Annotated in this window: 15 protein-coding genes; 5 read left to right on the forward strand and 10 right to left on the reverse strand. The window is 39.2% G+C overall.

Annotated features, from left to right (window positions below):
* Nucleotides 1–13 precede the first annotated feature (13 nt).
* From FKZ43_RS06525 to gap, 6 genes are all read right to left on the reverse strand, one after another.
* Nucleotides 14–1981 carry a 2-oxoacid:acceptor oxidoreductase family protein gene (locus tag FKZ43_RS06525; RefSeq protein WP_140945070.1) on the reverse strand — a complete coding sequence of 656 codons (1968 nt, stop codon included), beginning with the start codon at nucleotides 1979–1981 and terminating at the stop codon, nucleotides 14–16.
* Nucleotides 1982–2006: 25 nt separating this feature from the next.
* Entirely contained in the window at nucleotides 2007–3071 is a 1065-nt protein-coding gene (ispG, locus tag FKZ43_RS06530; protein ID WP_140945120.1) for a flavodoxin-dependent (E)-4-hydroxy-3-methylbut-2-enyl-diphosphate synthase, read from the reverse strand.
* A gap of 23 nt (nucleotides 3072–3094) precedes the next feature.
* Nucleotides 3095–3931 carry a rhomboid family protein gene (locus FKZ43_RS06535; RefSeq protein ID WP_140945071.1) on the reverse strand — a complete coding sequence of 279 codons (837 nt, stop codon included), beginning with the start codon at nucleotides 3929–3931 and terminating at the stop codon, nucleotides 3095–3097.
* Nucleotides 3932–4045: 114 nt separating this feature from the next.
* Nucleotides 4046–5236 (reverse strand): phosphoglycerate kinase, encoded by a 1191-nt coding sequence (locus FKZ43_RS06540; RefSeq protein ID WP_140945072.1) that lies wholly within the window; start codon nucleotides 5234–5236, stop codon nucleotides 4046–4048.
* Nucleotides 5237–5240: 4 nt separating this feature from the next.
* Nucleotides 5241–5972 carry a hypothetical protein gene (locus FKZ43_RS06545; RefSeq protein WP_140945073.1) on the reverse strand — a complete coding sequence of 244 codons (732 nt, stop codon included), beginning with the start codon at nucleotides 5970–5972 and terminating at the stop codon, nucleotides 5241–5243.
* A gap of 58 nt (nucleotides 5973–6030) precedes the next feature.
* Nucleotides 6031–7044: a type I glyceraldehyde-3-phosphate dehydrogenase gene (gene gap, locus FKZ43_RS06550; RefSeq protein WP_140945074.1), complete on the reverse strand. Its 1014-nt coding sequence runs from the start codon at nucleotides 7042–7044 to the stop codon at nucleotides 6031–6033.
* Nucleotides 7045–7258: 214 nt separating this feature from the next.
* Here gap and FKZ43_RS06555 point away from each other — a divergent pair, with 214 nt between their 5' ends.
* The 5 genes from FKZ43_RS06555 to rho are packed head-to-tail and all read left to right on the forward strand — an operon-like array spanning nucleotide 7259 to nucleotide 13349.
* Nucleotides 7259–9004 carry a tetratricopeptide repeat protein gene (locus tag FKZ43_RS06555; protein WP_181180292.1) on the forward strand — a complete coding sequence of 582 codons (1746 nt, stop codon included), beginning with the start codon at nucleotides 7259–7261 and terminating at the stop codon, nucleotides 9002–9004.
* Nucleotides 8994–9755 carry a dihydroorotate dehydrogenase electron transfer subunit gene (locus FKZ43_RS06560; RefSeq protein WP_140945076.1) on the forward strand — a complete coding sequence of 254 codons (762 nt, stop codon included), beginning with the start codon at nucleotides 8994–8996 and terminating at the stop codon, nucleotides 9753–9755. The genes FKZ43_RS06555 and FKZ43_RS06560 overlap by 11 nt, the downstream gene beginning before the upstream one ends.
* Nucleotides 9755–10687: a dihydroorotate dehydrogenase gene (locus FKZ43_RS06565; protein ID WP_140945121.1), complete on the forward strand. Its 933-nt coding sequence runs from the start codon at nucleotides 9755–9757 to the stop codon at nucleotides 10685–10687. Before FKZ43_RS06560 ends, FKZ43_RS06565 begins: the two co-directional genes overlap by 1 nt.
* Before the next feature lie 23 nt (nucleotides 10688–10710).
* Nucleotides 10711–12024, forward strand: coding sequence for a bifunctional folylpolyglutamate synthase/dihydrofolate synthase (locus tag FKZ43_RS06570; protein WP_140945077.1), 1314 nt, complete (start codon nucleotides 10711–10713; stop codon nucleotides 12022–12024).
* Between the two features lie 32 nt (nucleotides 12025–12056).
* Nucleotides 12057–13349 (forward strand): transcription termination factor Rho, encoded by a 1293-nt coding sequence (gene rho / locus FKZ43_RS06575; protein WP_140945122.1) that lies wholly within the window; start codon nucleotides 12057–12059, stop codon nucleotides 13347–13349.
* A gap of 1 nt (nucleotide 13350) precedes the next feature.
* Here the strand turns inward: rho and porZ are convergent, their stop codons facing one another.
* Genes porZ through FKZ43_RS06595 form a run of 4 tightly spaced genes read right to left on the reverse strand, consistent with a single transcriptional unit; the run spans nucleotide 13351 to nucleotide 17503 of the window.
* Nucleotides 13351–15516 (reverse strand): type IX secretion system anionic LPS delivery protein PorZ, encoded by a 2166-nt coding sequence (gene porZ / locus FKZ43_RS06580; RefSeq protein WP_140945078.1) that lies wholly within the window; start codon nucleotides 15514–15516, stop codon nucleotides 13351–13353.
* A 4-nt stretch (nucleotides 15517–15520) separates the two neighbouring features.
* Nucleotides 15521–15988: a 6,7-dimethyl-8-ribityllumazine synthase gene (gene ribH, locus FKZ43_RS06585; protein ID WP_140945080.1), complete on the reverse strand. Its 468-nt coding sequence runs from the start codon at nucleotides 15986–15988 to the stop codon at nucleotides 15521–15523.
* A 13-nt stretch (nucleotides 15989–16001) separates the two neighbouring features.
* Nucleotides 16002–16823 (reverse strand): PHP domain-containing protein, encoded by an 822-nt coding sequence (locus FKZ43_RS06590; RefSeq protein WP_235894707.1) that lies wholly within the window; start codon nucleotides 16821–16823, stop codon nucleotides 16002–16004.
* Nucleotides 16820–17503: a Crp/Fnr family transcriptional regulator gene (locus FKZ43_RS06595; RefSeq protein WP_140945081.1), complete on the reverse strand. Its 684-nt coding sequence runs from the start codon at nucleotides 17501–17503 to the stop codon at nucleotides 16820–16822. Before FKZ43_RS06595 ends, FKZ43_RS06590 begins: the two co-directional genes overlap by 4 nt.
* Between the last annotated feature and the right edge of the window lie 10 nt (nucleotides 17504–17513).

Consider the following 17513-nt stretch of genomic DNA (forward strand, 5'->3'; position numbering starts at 1 on the left):
CTCCAAGTTTTGTTTAAAATTCAAATTCAGCTTTTACTTCAGTTGCTTCAATTAATTCGCTTGGGATTTGCATGACTTCATAGTAACCGCGCTTTACAGCTTCAAGATTTGCTTTGACGACATTTTCACCGCGTCTTCCGAAATATTTTCTTATTGATTTTTCAACTCCCTTGAAAAGTTCTTCTTCACTTAAATTATAGTTTTCTCTGAAAGGTGTGACCCTTAGGAAAATACCAAGCAGAACTATTCCTTGCATCCTTTGTTCAAGGTCTGGTGTTGGAGCAACCTCGCGGGCAATTTTCACCGTGTCAAGGTAATAAACTTTTATCTTTCTATCTTTTATTATCTTCTTTGCGTATGAAGGTATATCAGTCCAGACATCTTCTGGGTTTGTTTTATCGCTTTGGATGAAAAGTGTTCCACCCTCACTTAACCCGGCAAGTGGATTTCCATTATTGAATGCGTTTACATCATTTACAGGGACGAATTCAACATGCGTGAGTTCACAATGTGTCCTTATTTTTTCTTTCGCAACCGTTAGATAATATGTCGTTGGTAGCCCTTTCTTTTCAGAGCCATATTTTGGATAAGCTTGAACTTGAAGCTTGAAGATATCCTCAAGCATTGTAGCTATGACTTTGTTAGTCGTCACAGAGCCATATCCGCCAACTGAATGACCACGCATTGAGAAAGCACCTCTTGGTCTAACATCTGGATCATATTCTCTTTCAAGGGCAAGTTCATGTTTGATTCCTACGACAAAAAATTCTTTCTCTTTCCCGTCGTTTCTCATCATATTTTTGAAAATTGCGATGAAGTCCCCTGGTCTTACATCTCTGCTTCCAAGTCCACCGGCTCCGGAGAAAATTCTCGGTATCCTGTCAATCTTAGGATAACCTTTTGAACCGATGAAAGCATCCGCAAAAGAAGCTTTAATTGACATCGTAAGAGGATTTGATTGGGCTAGTGGGTTATCCATTCTTTCAAGGACTGCAAATGCTTTGACATGTTTAAGGGCTTCAACGATTTCTTTCCCAGGGAAGGGGGCAAAAACTGTAACAGTTAAAGCTCCAACTTTCAATCCTTCAACTTCCCTCAAATAATCAACCGTTGCCATAGCTGTTTCCATAAATGAGCCCATTCCAACGATGACATATTCCGCATCTTCAACTTTATACGGATCTATGAAATTATATCTTCTTCCAGTTAATTTATAGAATGTCTCCATTGCTTCTTTCAGTGCTTCTGGAACCTTGTCGTAGTAGTATCTTTGGGCTATTTTACCTTTCATGTAGCTGTCTTGATTTTGGACGACCCCGGACATAAGCGGAAAGTATGGGTTCATCAGGTTTTTGAGTTTCTTGTTGGGATCGTCAATAAATTGTTTCATAAGTTCTGGTTCTGGGAGAAGGACATTTTCAATTGTGTGTGTTGTAAGGAAACCATCTTGAACCATTAAAAATGGAGTATCGGAATTTTCAGCTGCTCGGTGAGCTATAAGTGTTAAATCTGCGACTTCTTGGACATTTCTTGCAAAAATTATCCCCCAACCGCAATCGGCAACTCCCATGACATCGTCATGCCCAGCGTGAACATTTAGAGAATGCGAGGTTAAAGCCCTCGCTCCAATGTGAAAAACGATAGGTAACCTTTTGCCTGCAATTGTGTAAAGAACTTCTTTCATTAAGATGAGTCCCTGTCCAGAGGTGAAATTTGTAATTCTACCGCCTGCTGCAGCAAATCCTTCGCAGACGGAGGCGGAGCTATGTTCCGACTCCGGTTCAAAGAAAAATAGTTTATCGCCCCAGAGATTTCTCTTTCCATTTGCGACCTCAGCTTGAAATCCCTGTCCCATAGTTGTAGATGAGGTTATCGGATAAGCACAAGCACCTTGGCTTATATGTGTCTCAACCCAGACGACAGCTCCGGCTCCATCTGATGTCGTTGGTATCCCCGGGAACGGGAAATTATTCTCTTTCATTTTCTTCATCAGTTTTAGTTTTTGATTATCTTCCATTTGGATTGAACTTCTCAACTTCTTCAACCACCGCTTGAACTATTTCTTCCTCTTTAACTCTTCTTATCACTTCGCCATTTCTGTATAGAATTCCAACTCCCTTTCCACAAGCAACGCCTATATCTGCCTCACTTGCCTCTCCTGGACCATTGACGACACAACCTAGGATTGCAACTTTTACTGGCTTTTTCACCTTGTTAAGTTTTTCTTGAAGTTCATTTACGATTTTGAACAGGTTAACCTCAAGTCGTCCACATGTTGGACAAGCTATTATTTCAACATTTCTTGATGCAAGCCCAAGCGAACGGAGGATTTCCCTTCCAACTTCAACTTCCTTCACAGGGTCATCCGTTAGAGAAACTCTTATCGTGTCTCCAATTCCTTCAGCAAGTAATGTCCCGATGCCGACAGCTGATTTTATCGTCCCTGTGAAAAATGGTCCTGCCTCCGTCACACCGAGATGAAGAGGGTAGTCGGTTTTGCTTGCAATTAATCTATATGCTTCTATCATCAACCTCACATCCGTAGATTTAACAGATATTACGATGTCGGAAAAGCCGAATTCTTCACATATCTCAACATGTCGCATTGCGCTTTCAAACAGAGCTTCTGCTGTTGGATAACCATATTTTTCAAGCAGGTCCTTTTCAAGTGAGCCGGAATTAACTCCAATTCTTATCGGTATGCCTCGTTCTTTCGCAGCTTTTAATACTTGTTTTATCCTTTCTTTTGAACCGATGTTTCCAGGGTTAATTCTTACCTTTGCAACGCCAGCCTCAATTGCCTTTAGCGCAAAGATATGATTGAAATGTATATCTGCAACGACTGGTATTGGCGAACCCTTTACAATTTCGGGGAGTGCATCGGCCGATTCTTTGTTTGGGACAGCAACACGAACTATATCACATCCGGCTTCAGCAAGTTGATAGATTTGTTTCAGCGTTGCTTTGACATCTTCCGTTTTCGTTTTAGTCATTGATTGAACCGAAATCGGAGCATCGCCGCCGATGGGAATACTTCCAACGTAAATTTTTCTTGATTTTCGTCTATTTATCATAAAAAGGTATCTTCTTTGTTTTAACGCAACTTTTTGCTTGCTTCATAGAGAATTTTTTTCTCTCGCTCAGTTAAACTTTCATACCCGTATTGGTTTATTTTGTCAAGTATTTCGTCAATTTGTTCTTGTGTTATTATCTCATCGTCAACGAGAAGATATTTCTTCTTTTGCTTTTTAGGAAGTTTAAACTTAGCCAAAAGTTCAGAAAGATCAAAGCCCGAATACATAAGTTTGATGTAAATAAATCCAACAACAGCCCCACCAAGATGTGCAAAGTGAGCTATTCCATCGCTTCCAAAAATTCCCATTATGAGGTCAAAGAAAACAAGTATCGCAACGAAAATCCTTGCAGGTATCGGGATTAAGAAGTATAAAAAGATCATCCTATCAGGGAACATAATAGCAAATGCTGTCATTATGCCATAAATTGCGCCAGAGGCCCCAACAACAGGTCCAATTTGGTCAAATAAAGGAGCGATGATAAGGTGAGTTATTCCAGCGCCAATTCCAGCTGTTGAGTAATAGACCAAGAATCTTCTTGTTCCCCAAAGGTTTTCCACTTCGGTTCCGAACATCCAAAGCATGAGCATATTGAAAAGAATGTGAAATATTCCTTTCGGATCGTGGATGAACATATATGTTATCAATTGCCAAATTTTAAATCCATCTCCAATTGGATTTAGAGCGAAGTATTTATAAATGTAAATGTAAAGTGGGACGCCGGAGATTTTAAAGTTCAAACCAAAAAAAATAAGGAACAGGTAGACAATGACATTTATAATTATGAAGTATTTGATAGCGGATGGGAAAAATCTAAATCCATGAAAAAAGCTTGGTCTATAATACCTATAGCTCATTTTCTGTTTTTTTCTTTTTTGCACTTGTTAAAATATACAACAGCATTTGCTAAATTAAAAATAAAAGGGCGGTTTAGAAACCGCCCTGAGGGATTTCTAATATGTAAAGGATTTTCACTTGTCTTTTATCGCTGAAATTCCGGGCAACTCTTTTCCTTCAAGGAATTCAAGTGAAGCGCCTCCACCCGTTGAGACATGAGAAACTTTATCCGACAGTCCCGCTTTTGAAATTGCTGAGGCGGAATCACCACCGCCTACAATCGTCACTGCTCCTTTGCTTGTTATCTCGGCAAGGACTTTAGCTATTTCAAATGTTCCTTTAGCGAAATTATCAAATTCAAAGACGCCCATCGGTCCGTTCCAAACAACTGTTTTTGCATCCTTTAAAACATCTTTAAATGTCTCAATCGTTTTGGGTCCTATATCAAGTATCATCCAATCGGGTTTAACTTTGTCAACCGATGTTATTTCAAAGTTTGCGTTATTTGAGAATTCGCTTGCTATCACACAATCCACAGGCAAGATGAATTTTATATTTCTTTTCTCTGCTTCACTTAGAATTTCTTTTGCGAGTTCAATTTTATCATTTTCAACAAGAGATTTGCCGACTTCATAACCTTTCGCTTTCAAAAATGTATTTGCCATTCCTCCACCGATCAAAAAGGCATCAACTTTATCCATTAAATTTTTTATCACTTGAATTTTATCTGATACCTTTGCACCACCAAGTATTGCTACATAAGGTTTTTCTGGGTTTGTGAGTGCTTTTGATAGATATTCAATTTCTTTTTTCATCAGGTAACCGATGGCTGTTTCCTTGACAAATCTCGCAACCCCCTCTGTTGATGCATGGGCACGATGAGCGCTTCCAAAAGCATCGTTTATATAAACATCGGCTATTGAAGCGAGCTCTTTGGCGAAGTTTTCATCGTTTTTTTCTTCCTCAGGATGGAATCTCACATTTTCAAGCAATAGAACTTCACCTTCTTTCAGTTCAGAAACCATTTTCCTTACTTCTTCACCAATGCAATCCGGGGTGAACTTAACGCTTATCCCAAGTAGTTTTGATAAATGTTCTGCGATTGGTTTTAAGCTGTATTTTTCGTCAAATCCCTTCGGTCGACCAAGGTGGCTTATTAAAATCGCCTTTCCGCCACTTTCAATTATTTTTCTTATCGTTGGGAGTGATTCCCTTATTCTCGTGTCATCGGCGACCTTCCCATTCTCAATCGGGACATTAAAATCAACTCTAACGAGAACCCTTTTGCCTTTTAGGTTTAGGTCGTCAATTGTGATTTTTTTCATGGGCTTATTCCCCCGATTTATTTTTAAGTTTGAAGTCAGTCACCTCGTAAACGATTTTTATAGTCCCGAACTTTATGAAAAGCACTTTGGGGAAGACCTGTGTTTCATTTCTTGACAGTATAAGGGTGTCATCAAACGAATTTATGTCAAGGAATTGTTTATTTTGTATCTTGCCGAAACGTTTTGATTTATAGTTAATTTCGTATTCGCATTTCAAAGGCACAAAGCTTGAATTATCAATCCAAATTTTCCCTATTCCTTCTGCGTTTAATGTGTCGCTGTTGATTTTGTATTCAACCTTTACGACTTCACAATCGTGACCATAAAGTTTTTCAACACCGCTTGTTTTATAACTTATCTTGGTATTGCTGGAGTTGTTGGAGGCTGATCTTAAGAATGGGAAGATAAGGTTTTTTATCTTTAAATTTTCATCTGCTCTGACTTTTTCAATTTGTTTTGCAATTCGCAGGCTTGAAGAGTCAGCGTTTGGTGGGATTGATGTGAGTTTTCTCTCTTTTATCGTTCCATTTTCAAATTTGACATCGTAAAGGAATTCATAGGTTGCCTTTTTAACTGTTAGGTTATAGTTAAATGTAACTTTGAGTTTGAATTCGCCCGTTGCGTTTTCAATTTTTTTATCGTTCTCTTCAACTTTTGCGATAGCTTTTTTAATTATTTCATTCGCATTTTGTACCAATAAGATATTGGCGCTTAAAAGCAAGATTAAAAAAATCATCACATTTGCCCCTTTACTTTATAAAAAATTGCGGTGGCTTTCGCCACCGCTTCTTTTCTCAATCACCCATCATGCTTGCAATTTTTTTGGTCAGATCAACAACTCTGCAGGAATATCCCCACTCGTTATCATACCAGCCGATGACTTTGACGAGGTTTCCACCCATCACCATTGTTGATTTAGCATCAAAAATACAAGAGTGCGGATTACCAATTATATCGCTTGAGACGATTTCATCCTCAGTATATTCAAGTATCCCCTTTAAATAAGTTTCGCTTGCCTCTTTAAAAGCTTTGTTGACCTCTTCAACCGTTACATTCCTGTCAAGTTCAGCTACAAAATCGGTGACTGATCCATCTGGCACCGGAACTCTAAGAGCAAAACCGTGAAGTTTTCCATTTAGCTCAGGGATAACTTTCCCAACAGCTTTAGCTGCACCGGTTGTAGTCGGAATGATTGACATTCCAGCAGCTCTTGCTCTTCTTAAGTCCTTATGTGGAAGGTCAAGAACTCTTTGATCGTTCGTGTAGGCATGAACTGTCGTCATCAAACCCTTTCTGATTTTAAAGTTATCGTGGAGGACCTTAACCATCGGAGCTAAACAGTTCGTTGTGCAAGAAGCGTTTGAGACAATGGTGTCATCTGGTGTTAAGATATTATCGTTTACCCCGAGCACGATTGTCTTTTCAACCCCATCTGCTGGCGCAGTTATTATGACTTTTTTCGCACCCGCTTGGAGGTGTTTCTCAGCGTCGGCTTTCTTAGTGAAAAGACCCGTTGATTCAATCACGATATCAACACCAAGGTCCTTCCAAGGTAATTGCGTTGGGTCTTTGATGGCAAAAACCTTGATTCGCTTACCATTCACGATCAATTCGTTATCGGTGTATTCAACGGTTCCAGGAAAACGACGGTGAATTGAGTCATATTTTAAGAGGTGCGCAAGCGTTCTCGTATCTGTGATATCGTTTATGGCAACAAATTCAAGACCGTCAACATTATTTTGAACAGCTGCCCTGAAAACAAGTCGCCCGATTCTGCCAAATCCGTTAATCGCAACTCTTACCGCCATTTTTAAACCTCAAATTTTATTTTTGAAAAATCACAAGTTAAATTTATGCAGGGATGACTTAAAAAGCAACTAAAATTTTTGCAATTTGAAGCCAATTGTTTTAAATTTATTCAAGCAAAATCAATTTTAATGCGAGACATTGAACCGCAACTTTAAAAAAATTTCCCTGTTCATCGTATTAATCCCAATTTTCGGATGTTCCGTTTGGAAGAGCGTGTTTAACGAGTTTAATGCTTATTTTAACACCTATTATAACGCTAAGGAGATATTCGCGCAAGTTGAAGAGGTCGTGCAGGGGAGGCAAAAGGCGGAGAAATTTTTAACGATTGAAAAAAATGATGATGAAATAAAAATACCGCCAAATGAAAAAAACAAACTTGACGATGTTATAAAAAAGTGCTCAAAAATTTTGCAGTATTATATTAACACATCAATAGCAGATGATGCTCTCTTGATAATTGGAAAGTCATATCTTTATCAGGATAATTACCTTGCTGCTGAGAGAAAGTTTGCAGAGTTGATTTCCAATTTCCCAAGAAGTGATCTTTACAATGAGGCGCTTTATTATCTTATGTTGACGCTTGTAAAGGAGAAAAAGTATGCTGATGCTGTGGTGTCATTTCAAACCAAGGCGAATCCAGAAAAGAGAAAGAATTTGGGGAAGCTTTATAAAATTTATGCGGTTGCAAAATTTAAGCTTGGCGAGGTTGACAGCGCAATTAATTACTTAAAACTCGCGCTAAACAATGCGAAAGGTGAAGACAAAGCTGAAATTTTATTTTACCTTGGGGAAATAAGCGAGTTAAAAGACAGAGAAGAAAGTGCTAAATTTTATTATGAATCCGCAAAGGTCACGAAAAGACAAAACCTTAAAGTATGGGCGCTTATAAAATATTCAATTCAAAAGCGAGAACTTGGTGAATATGATATTGCCTTAAGGGCTTTAAACGATCTTTTGGAGCAAAATTTTGATGCTGACTACGCAAGGAGAATTTACCTTGAACTTGCTCGGACATACAATCACGCTGGAAAAATTGACAAGGCAATTCAGACATATCTTTACCTTGACACAACTTATAAGAGAACGGAAGAATCGGCGTATGGATATTTTGAGCTTGGGCGTTTGTATGAGGAAAGGATTGGGAATTACGATTCAGCGAAGTTTTTCTTTGACAAAGCGCGACTTGAAAATCCACAAAGTGATGTTTCAAAAATTGCACAGAGGAAGGTTGAACAATACAATAACTATTTCAAATACATCTCAACGATATCGCGAGCTGATAGTTTATCCGAGGAACAGGTTTCTGATGCGAAGTATTCACTTGCGTGGCTTTTCTATATGTCATTTGGGCGCTTGGATTCAGCGATCCATTATTTAAATGATGTAATTAAAAATCACCCGAATTCATCGGCTTCCGCTCGTGCATATTATCTTTTTGGGATGATTTATGAACCGATAGACAGCCAAAAAGCCAGGGAAATTTACGCTGAACTTATCAGGAAATTTCCAGAAACGCAGTATGCAAAGCAGGCGATGAAAATACTTGGAGTGAAAGACGATGTGGAGAAGGACACTTTAGAGAAACTTTACAATATCGCTTGTTCTATGATTGACACAAACCCGCAGGGAGCGATTGACCTTTTTTTGAGAGTTTATAATCAAAGCGTTGATGCGAATTTGAAAGCGAGAGCGTTTTTTGCTATTGGGTGGATCAATGAATACAAATTGAAAAATTATTCAAAAGCGATTGAGTATTATACAAAGATACTTGATAGCTTCCCGAACACCGAATATGCCAAGATAGTTAGCGTGAAGGTCAATCCTGATAAACAAGAGGAAAAGCCGAAACAACCTCAGATCACACCCGAGGTCAAGCCAAAGCAGAAGGAATTTGAAAGCGAACTTGAGGATGAAATGAAAATAAGGGATAGGAGGAGAAAGCGAATAGATGATAATTAAACTTGTTTCAACTGTAAAGTTAAAAGAACACCTAACAGATGGAATTTTCAGGTTGACGCTTTATGCTCCTGAAATTGCAAGCATTTCAAAACCGGGGCAATTTGTAAATGTGAAAGTTTCAGATTATTTTGATCCGCTGTTGAGAAGACCTTTCAGCATTTGCGATGCTGATGGTGAATACATTAAGTTAATTTTTAACATTGCTGGCAAGGGAACGAAAATTTTGGCAGAGTTAGAGCAAGGCGATGAAGTTGATTTGTTTGGACCACTTGGGAGAGGGTTTGAAGTTGATGATGATTTTGATGTGGCTTTAATTGTTGCTGGAGGGCTTGGGGTTGCACCTTTCCCTTTCCTTGTGAAAATTTTGAAGGAAAAGGGCAAAAGGATAGTTTCTTATGTCGGTGCAAGGACAAAAGAGCAAGTCATCTCTGATGGACTTGAAAATGTAAATGTTGCGACCGATGACGGCTCTGCTGGCTTTAAAGGAACCGTTGTTGAACTTGTCAAGTTAAACATATTGAATTTGGATTCGTCAAAAATTAAAATTTTCGGTTGCGGTCCAACCCCGATGTTGAAATCCCTTGTTAAACTTTGTGACGAGTATAATTTGAAATGTGAAGTTTCAGTTGAAACAGCAATGGCTTGTGGCACGGGCTTATGCCAAGGTTGTGTTGTAACGACGAGGGACTTTAGTTATAAGCTTGCATGTAAAGATGGACCCGTTTTCAATGTAAGGGAGATTTTGATATGATCAAGATGCAAGTTGATATAGGAAATTTAAAATTGAAAAATCCAGTTCTCGTTGCATCTGGGACATTTGGTTATGGTGATGAACTTATTGAGCTTTTTGATGTCGGTCAGCTCGGTGGTATAGTTACGAAGTCGCTTACGCTTAAACCAAGGGCTGGAAATCCACCGCCGAGGATTGTTGAGACACCTTGCGGTATGCTTAACTCAATCGGTCTTGCAAATATCGGCGTTGATAGGTTCATAGCTGAGAAACTTCCCATTTTGAGGAATTTCAAAACCGCTATAATTGTCAATGTGGCTGGTAAAAGGATTGAAGATTATTGCGAGGTCATAAAAAGAATTGAAGACGCTGGTGGAGTTGACGCTTATGAGATTAACATATCTTGTCCAAATGTTAAAGAGGGAGGACTTGAGTTTGGGACAAGCCGTGAGATGACGGCAAAAATTGTAAACTCAGTGAGAAAGGCAACTGATAAAACATTGATCATAAAGTTGACGCCAAATGTTACAAAGATTTCCGAAATCGCAAAGGTTTGCAAGGATGAAGGAGCTGATGCTGTATCGCTTATAAATACTGTTGTTGGAATGGCTATTGATATAAAGACGAGAAAACCGAAGCTTTCAACGATAACCGGTGGGCTTTCAGGTCCGGCGATAAAACCGATAGCAATTGCGAAGGTTTTTGAGGTCTTTCAAAATGTTGATATACCGATAATTGGGATCGGTGGGATAATGAACTGGATGGATGCGGTTGAATTTTTAATTGCGGGTGCAAAAGCTATTCAAGTTGGCACGGCAAATTTCGTTGACCCTACGGCTTCAATACAAATTTTAAACGGGATAATTTCATATTGCGAGGAAAATAAAATTTCTGATATAAACGATTTGATCGGTTCAATCGTCATTGAACAAGCGCAGGAACACATCAAATAAAACCTCATTCGGGAGAAATACAAATGGAGCATCGGAAATATCTTGAGGTGATAAATTATCTTTATTCGCTTCAGCGCTTTGGGATAAAACTTGGTTTGCATAATATTGAAAGATTGCTTAAATTACTGCAGAACCCGGAAGAAAAGTTCACCTCAATTCACATTGCTGGGACAAACGGTAAAGGTTCAGCATCATCTTTTATAGCGTCAATTTTAAGTTCATCTGGTTACAAAGTTGGTCTTTACACATCACCGCATCTTGTTGATTTCACGGAGAGGATACGCATCAATGGCGCACCGATATCAAGGGAAAGAGTTGTTGAATATGTTGAGATTTTGCGCGATGAAATAGATCTTTTAAAAGCTACCTTTTTTGAGGTAACGACGGCGATTGCATTTAAGTATTTTGCCGATGAGAAAGTTGATTTCGCCGTTGTAGAGGTTGGGCTTGGCGGGCGACTTGATTCAACAAATGTAATTAAACCCGCTGTTTCTGTGATTACTACTGTTTCATTTGACCATATGGATGTTCTTGGGGAAACGATTGAGCAGATATCTCTTGAGAAAGCGGGGATAATAAAAAAGGGAATCCCCTGTGTTACAGGATGTGAAGATGAAAGGGCTCTTGGTGTGATTAAGAAAGTTGCTGATGAGAAAAACTCCGAGCTTGTAGTTTTGGATGAAGTTGCTAAATTTAGATTGAAGGGGATTGAGGAAAAAAGTATAAAATTTGATTTGAATACACAGAAAAATTTTTATAGTGATCTTGTCACAGGGGTTGGCGGGAGCTTTCAGCTGAGAAATTCGGCGCTTTCAATTTTAGTTTATGAAAAACTCTGTGAGCTTGGATTAGCTAAGTTCAGAAGCGATTTCGTTTATGATGGGCTTTTAAATGTGGTTAGATTTTCGGGATTAAGGGGTCGTTTTGAAATTTTAAAGGAAAAGCCAAAAGTTGTAGCTGATGTCGCTCATAACTATCCAGCGATATGTCAACTCGTCTCGGAACTTGGAAATTTCAAACGAAAAAGGACACTTGTTTTGTTCGGTGTAATGAAGGACAAAGAATATGAAAAGATGATAAAGAAACTTTCTGAGGTTGCTGATTTTGCCGTTGCGACACAACCGAAAATTGGTCGTGCGCTTAACTGTAAAACAATCGCTGAAATTTTTAAGCGAAATAATGTTGAAGCGATTGCGATTCCTGATTCTGACAGGGCGTATGATTTTATCCTTGGTGAAGCAGGGGAGGACGATTTAATTTTGGTGACCGGTTCTCATTATCTTGTTGGTGAGGTGATCGCACACATTGAGAGGAGAAAAATTGAAATTTTAATTTAAAACAAAATTTTGGAGGCGCATCAAAAATGGTAATGGACATTGCAGAATTGCAGTCCAAGAAGGTTGCTGAGCTTCAAAAAATTGCAAAGGAGCTCGGCGTCACAGGTTATAGTGATTTGAAAAAACAGGAGCTTATAATGAAGATTCTTGAGAAGATGCAAGAGCAGAGGGTGACGACTGGAGAAGCTGAGGAGGGCGAGGAGCAAAACGGAGTTATCTTTGGCAAGGGGGTTCTTGAAATTTTGCCTGATGGATATGGTTTCTTAAGGTCTGCAAATTATAGCTATCTTCCTTCGCCGGATGATATTTATGTGTCGCCGTCGCAGATCAAGAAATTCAATTTGAAAACTGGGGACACTGTGGCTGGTCAAGTCCGCCCGCCGAAAGAAGGGGAAAGATTTTATGCTCTTTTGAGAATTGATACAGTTAACGGTCTTGCTCCAGAAAAAGCCAGGGAGAGAATCCTATTTGAAAATCTCACACCGCTTTATCCGACGAAAAGAATCCGCCTTGAGACGGTCCCTGGAGAATATTCAATGAGAATACTTGATCTTTTCGCTCCAATTGGCAAAGGTCAGCGTGGTTTGATTGTGTCGCCACCAAAAGCGGGAAAAACAGTATTGCTTCAAAAGATGGCAAACAGCATAATGAGGAATCACCCGGAGGTGAAATTGATAGTTCTTCTCATTGATGAGCGCCCGGAAGAGGTCACGGATATGGAGCGCTCTGTTGGACCAGATGTTGAGGTAATAAGCTCAACTTTTGATGAACCGCCAGAAAGGCATATGCAGGTTGCTGATATGGTCCTTGAAAAAGCGAAGCGACTCGTTGAGTCGGGCAAAGATGTAGTTATACTTCTTGACAGTTTGACCCGTCTTGCAAGGGCAAGCAACCTCGTGACGCCACACAGTGGTAGAATTCTCTCGGGTGGTATTGATGCAAGTGCATTGATAAAACCGAAAAAATTCTTCGGCGCAGCTCGTGATACTGAAGAAGCGGGCAGCTTGACCATCATAGCAACCGCTTTGATTGAAACGGGAAGCAGAATGGATGAGGTTATATTTGAAGAGTTCAAGGGAACGGGTAATATGGAAGTTGTTTTGACAAGAGAACTTGCCGACAGAAGGATATTCCCAGCAATTGACATCAATAAAACAGGAACAAGGAAGGAAGAACTTCTTCTTGAGCCAGAAGAACTCAATCGTGTTTGGATTTTGAGGAAGATTTTAAGCGAGATGTCCCCAGTTGAAGCGATGGAATTCTTACTTGAACATATGAAAGGGACAAGGAATAATAAGGAATTTTTGAAGTCAATGAGCAGTTGATTTAATCTCTCAAAACGGCTAATTTTCCAATCCCAACTTTTGTTCCATCTTCGTTGTAAGCGACTATGAGATAAATTCCAGTGGGGACATATTGTCCTTTTTCATCTTTGCCGTCCCAAGATGTTATTCTTCCCCCGGGAGTTGATAATGTTCTGACAAGGTCCCCACTTATCGTAAATATCTTTATCGTTGAATTTGAAACCAAGCCATCAATGATTACATTTAAATCCTCTTTGGGACGAAATGGATTTGGATAAAAATTTATCGTCTTAAATTCATCAACTGGCTTAGCGAATGCAGTCCTCAAACTTGTTAAACCTTTATCCGTTCCAAAGTAGATAACGCCGTTGTTTAAGTCAATTGCTATTGATTTGACATCATCGCTTAGAAGTGGTGAATTTGTCGCATCATATTGTGCGATGACGCTTGTCCCGTCAGGTGTGAGGACGAAGACGCCGTTTTTTGTAGCAATCCATTTATTGTTCACTCCGTCAACAGCAATGTCATTTATGTAAAAATCACGAAGCGAAAAAATTTTCCTTATACTTCCAGGTTTAAGCGGATCGTCTATATTTGTGATTATGTTAAGTCCATAAGCGGTTCCAACCCAGAGGTCACCGCGATTGTCAAATCTTATAACCGTCGGGTTCCCGTTTAAGCCATGTGCCGTTGAGATGTTAAACCATTTATCATCACTTTTATCCAGCGGAGTTCCATTATCGTCAAAAACCAAGATATATCCGTGTTCAGTTACAATCCACTTTTTACCTTTTTCATCCAATTCAATCTGTATATTATAAAAATCACTCGGCTTGAAGCCGTTCCTGAAAGAAGTAAGCAAAGAGTCATTTCGCATCAGGTAAAGAATTATCAAATTTCTCGCCTTGTAATTTAAAATCCAGGTGTAATTGCCTTGTTCTGCGATGTCGGTTATGACGACGAAATTTGTATCTTCAACGACGCCCATGAAACCATCTTGTTTTGAGAAAATTTTCAAGGAGTCATTTTCATCAACTCTTATTAAACCACCACCCCAAGTCCCAATCCAGATGTATTTTTCCCCGATCCTCACCCTGTAACAATCGTCTGACATATTCGGGAAAGTTTCCTTTGAGAAGTTCTTCCATTTTTTCCCATCAAATTTATAAAATCCTCTCCCCAAAAATTTTGATGAAGCAGCCCATAAATTGCCTTTGTTATCAACAGCCATGCTTGAAAATTGACTTCCATTTGGACCTTCGGGATAATGAAAGCTCCATTGCCCATTTTCAAGGATTCCAACGCCACTTGATCTGACACCAGCGATTATTTTACCGCGCCAGATGGAAACATCGTTGATTATATCTTTCGCTTCCGAAATAAAATTGACATTGCCATTTTTAAATGAGTGTATTGATTTTCCGCTTATGATTAAAATTGAGTCGCCGACATTTAGAATTTTATCAACGGGTGAGGAAAAAACTTTAACAAAACTTTCTCCTTGAAGGCGGAACATCCCATCTTGAGCCCCGGTGTAAATTTCGCCTTTTGAAACGCTTATACTTTTAAATCCACCAACTTTTCGCCAGATATTCCATCCAAAAGGTGAGACAAGCGCCGGATTAAATCTATATCCTCTCGCTATTCCCTCGGAAGTGGCTATATAGATTGTATCATCTTTAACCTCAATGTCAAGGACCTGAACCCTTTCAACATCGGGGAAAATTTTCCTGTAAGTGTCAATGAATTCCAATTTTGAAATGCGGTAGGTTAAAAGCCCGAAGTTCGTCCCTATGAACAATGTATCTCCATAAACTTTGAGAAAATTTATCCCTTTGTCCGTTTCAGGTGAATTTACTATGTCAAAAACGCGATTGACTTTATAGCTATGACCTGATTGAGTTAATATATCAATTACGCCGTTTTGAAATCCGATGAATATGTGGTTTTTATCAGTTGTGAGAACCTTCACATCAACATCAAAAAGACCGTCAACTTTCAAAATTTTTTCAAATTTGTTTAAGTCAGGATAAAAGATGAAAATCCCACCCTCTGTTCCGGCGAAGATTGCTTTATCGGTCGGACTAATTTTTCTTACATTTTTCATATCGGTGTAATTTTCCCATTTCCCGATTTGAGCAAATGATTGTGAGATTAGAAGCAAGGTTATAAGGACGGCTTTTTTCATAGGGTTATTTTTTGATTTGCTTTAGGAGGTTTGCCATTTCAATTGCGGTCAATGCAGCGTCCCAACCCTTGTTCCCGCTTTTTATCCCTGCTCTGTTAAGTGCTTGCTCAACATCGTCTGTTGTCAAAATCCCGAAGGCAATCGGGGTTCCCGTTTCAAGTTGAACTTGTGCTATGCCTTTTGATACCTCGTTTGCGATGTAATCAAAGTGCGGGGTCTCACCTCGTATGACAGCACCAAGGCAGATTAAAGCATCGTATTTACCTGTCAAAGCGATTTTTTTCGCAACAAGAGGTATTTCAAATGAACCAGGGCAAAAGAAAATGTCAATGTCTTTTTCTTCGGCGTCGTGTCTTTTGAGGCAATCAAGCGCTCCATCAAGAAGTTTTGATGTGACAAGTTCATTAAATCTGCTTACAACGATCCCAAATTTTAACCCCTTTGCTATGAGCTTGCCTTCAAAGGTTGGCATCGTTTTTGACATTTTATTTTAAATTCAACCTTTTTTTCATCGTCTCAACAAATTTATATGGAACTGTGTATTTCCCAAGGCAATTTTCATCATTTCTCAATCCACCATGGAAATCCGATCCACCACTTTCAAGCAGGAAGTATTCATCCGCTATTGAACGATAATAATTCACAAGTTCATCATTATGTGAGGGATGTATCACCTCTATGCCGTCAATTCCAAGTTCTATCAATGTCGCAAGGTCAACTTCGCTTATATATTTTCCGGGGTGAGCGATAAATGACAATCCCCCAACCTCTGAAATTAATCTTATCGCTTTCCTTGGAGAAAGGTCAATGTTTTTTTCATAAGCTGGGCAACCAACACCAAGATATTTGTTGAACGCCTCGTAAAAATCATTGACGAAACCGTATTTTACAAGAGCACTCGCTATATGAACCCTACTTATAGAGGAGTTTTTTGCGATCTCAATTACACTCTCAAATTCAAGCGGGATGTCAAGTGCATTTAACTTCTCAACTATTCTTTTAGCCCTTTGGACTCTAAGTTCGCGGAAAACTCTTAAATGAGTTTGAAAAACCTCATCGTGCCAATCTATAAAGTAGCCAAGTATGTGTATGTCTGTTCCGTTTATGCTTGAGCTTAATTCAATTCCAGGGATGACCTCAATCCCAAGTTCCTTTCCAACTTCAATTGCTTCATCAAGTCCCTCTGTCGTGTCGTGGTCGGCAATGCTTATTATATCCAAACCGCTTTCCTTTGCTTTCATCACAACTTGCGCTGGGGAATATATCCCATCCGAAAAATATGTATGTAGGTGCAGGTCAACTTTCACTTAAACATTTGCTTCATTTTTTCATACTCAAGAATTATAAGTTTCCTTCCTTCAACTTTTATCAGTCCCTGTTTTTCAAATTTTGTCATAACCCTTGAAACGGTTTCCCTTGATGTTCCAGCCATATTTGCAAGGTCCTGCTGTGTCGGGATTTCTTCAACTATCACTTGACCTTTGTACATTTTCCCAAGCTCATCGGCTAATAAAATTAAAACGCAACCGACGCGACCTTCGGCATCTTTCAGTGATAAACTTTTAATTTGCATATTTGCTTTCCTCAACCTTTGAGCCAATTCCTTCAAAAGTGAGATGGATATTTGCGGATACTTATGTAAAAGATTTAAAAAGTCATCCCTATAAATTATTAAAACTTCCGTATCAGTAAGAGCAGAACATGTTGCGGATCTTTTCATCCCATCAAGTAGGGACATTTCTCCGAAGACCTCTCCTGGACCAAGTATTGAAAGCACAGCTTCTCTTCCCGTTTCATCTAATCTTGAAACCTTTACCTTTCCGTTGATGATTATAAACAAAGCACTACCGATTTCGTCCTCCATCAAAATTATATTTCCCTTTGAAAACTTTTTCCTCGTCCCAAGCTTTGCGATCTTTTCAAGGTCTCGCTCGGGGAGTTCCTCAAAAATTGAGACATTGCGGAGAAAGTTTATATCATTACCCATAGGCAAGGAT

This window comes from Candidatus Thermokryptus mobilis (genome assembly GCF_900070205.1).
GTDB classification, from domain to species: Bacteria; Bacteroidota; Ignavibacteria; order Kryptoniales; family Kryptoniaceae; genus Kryptonium; species Kryptonium mobile.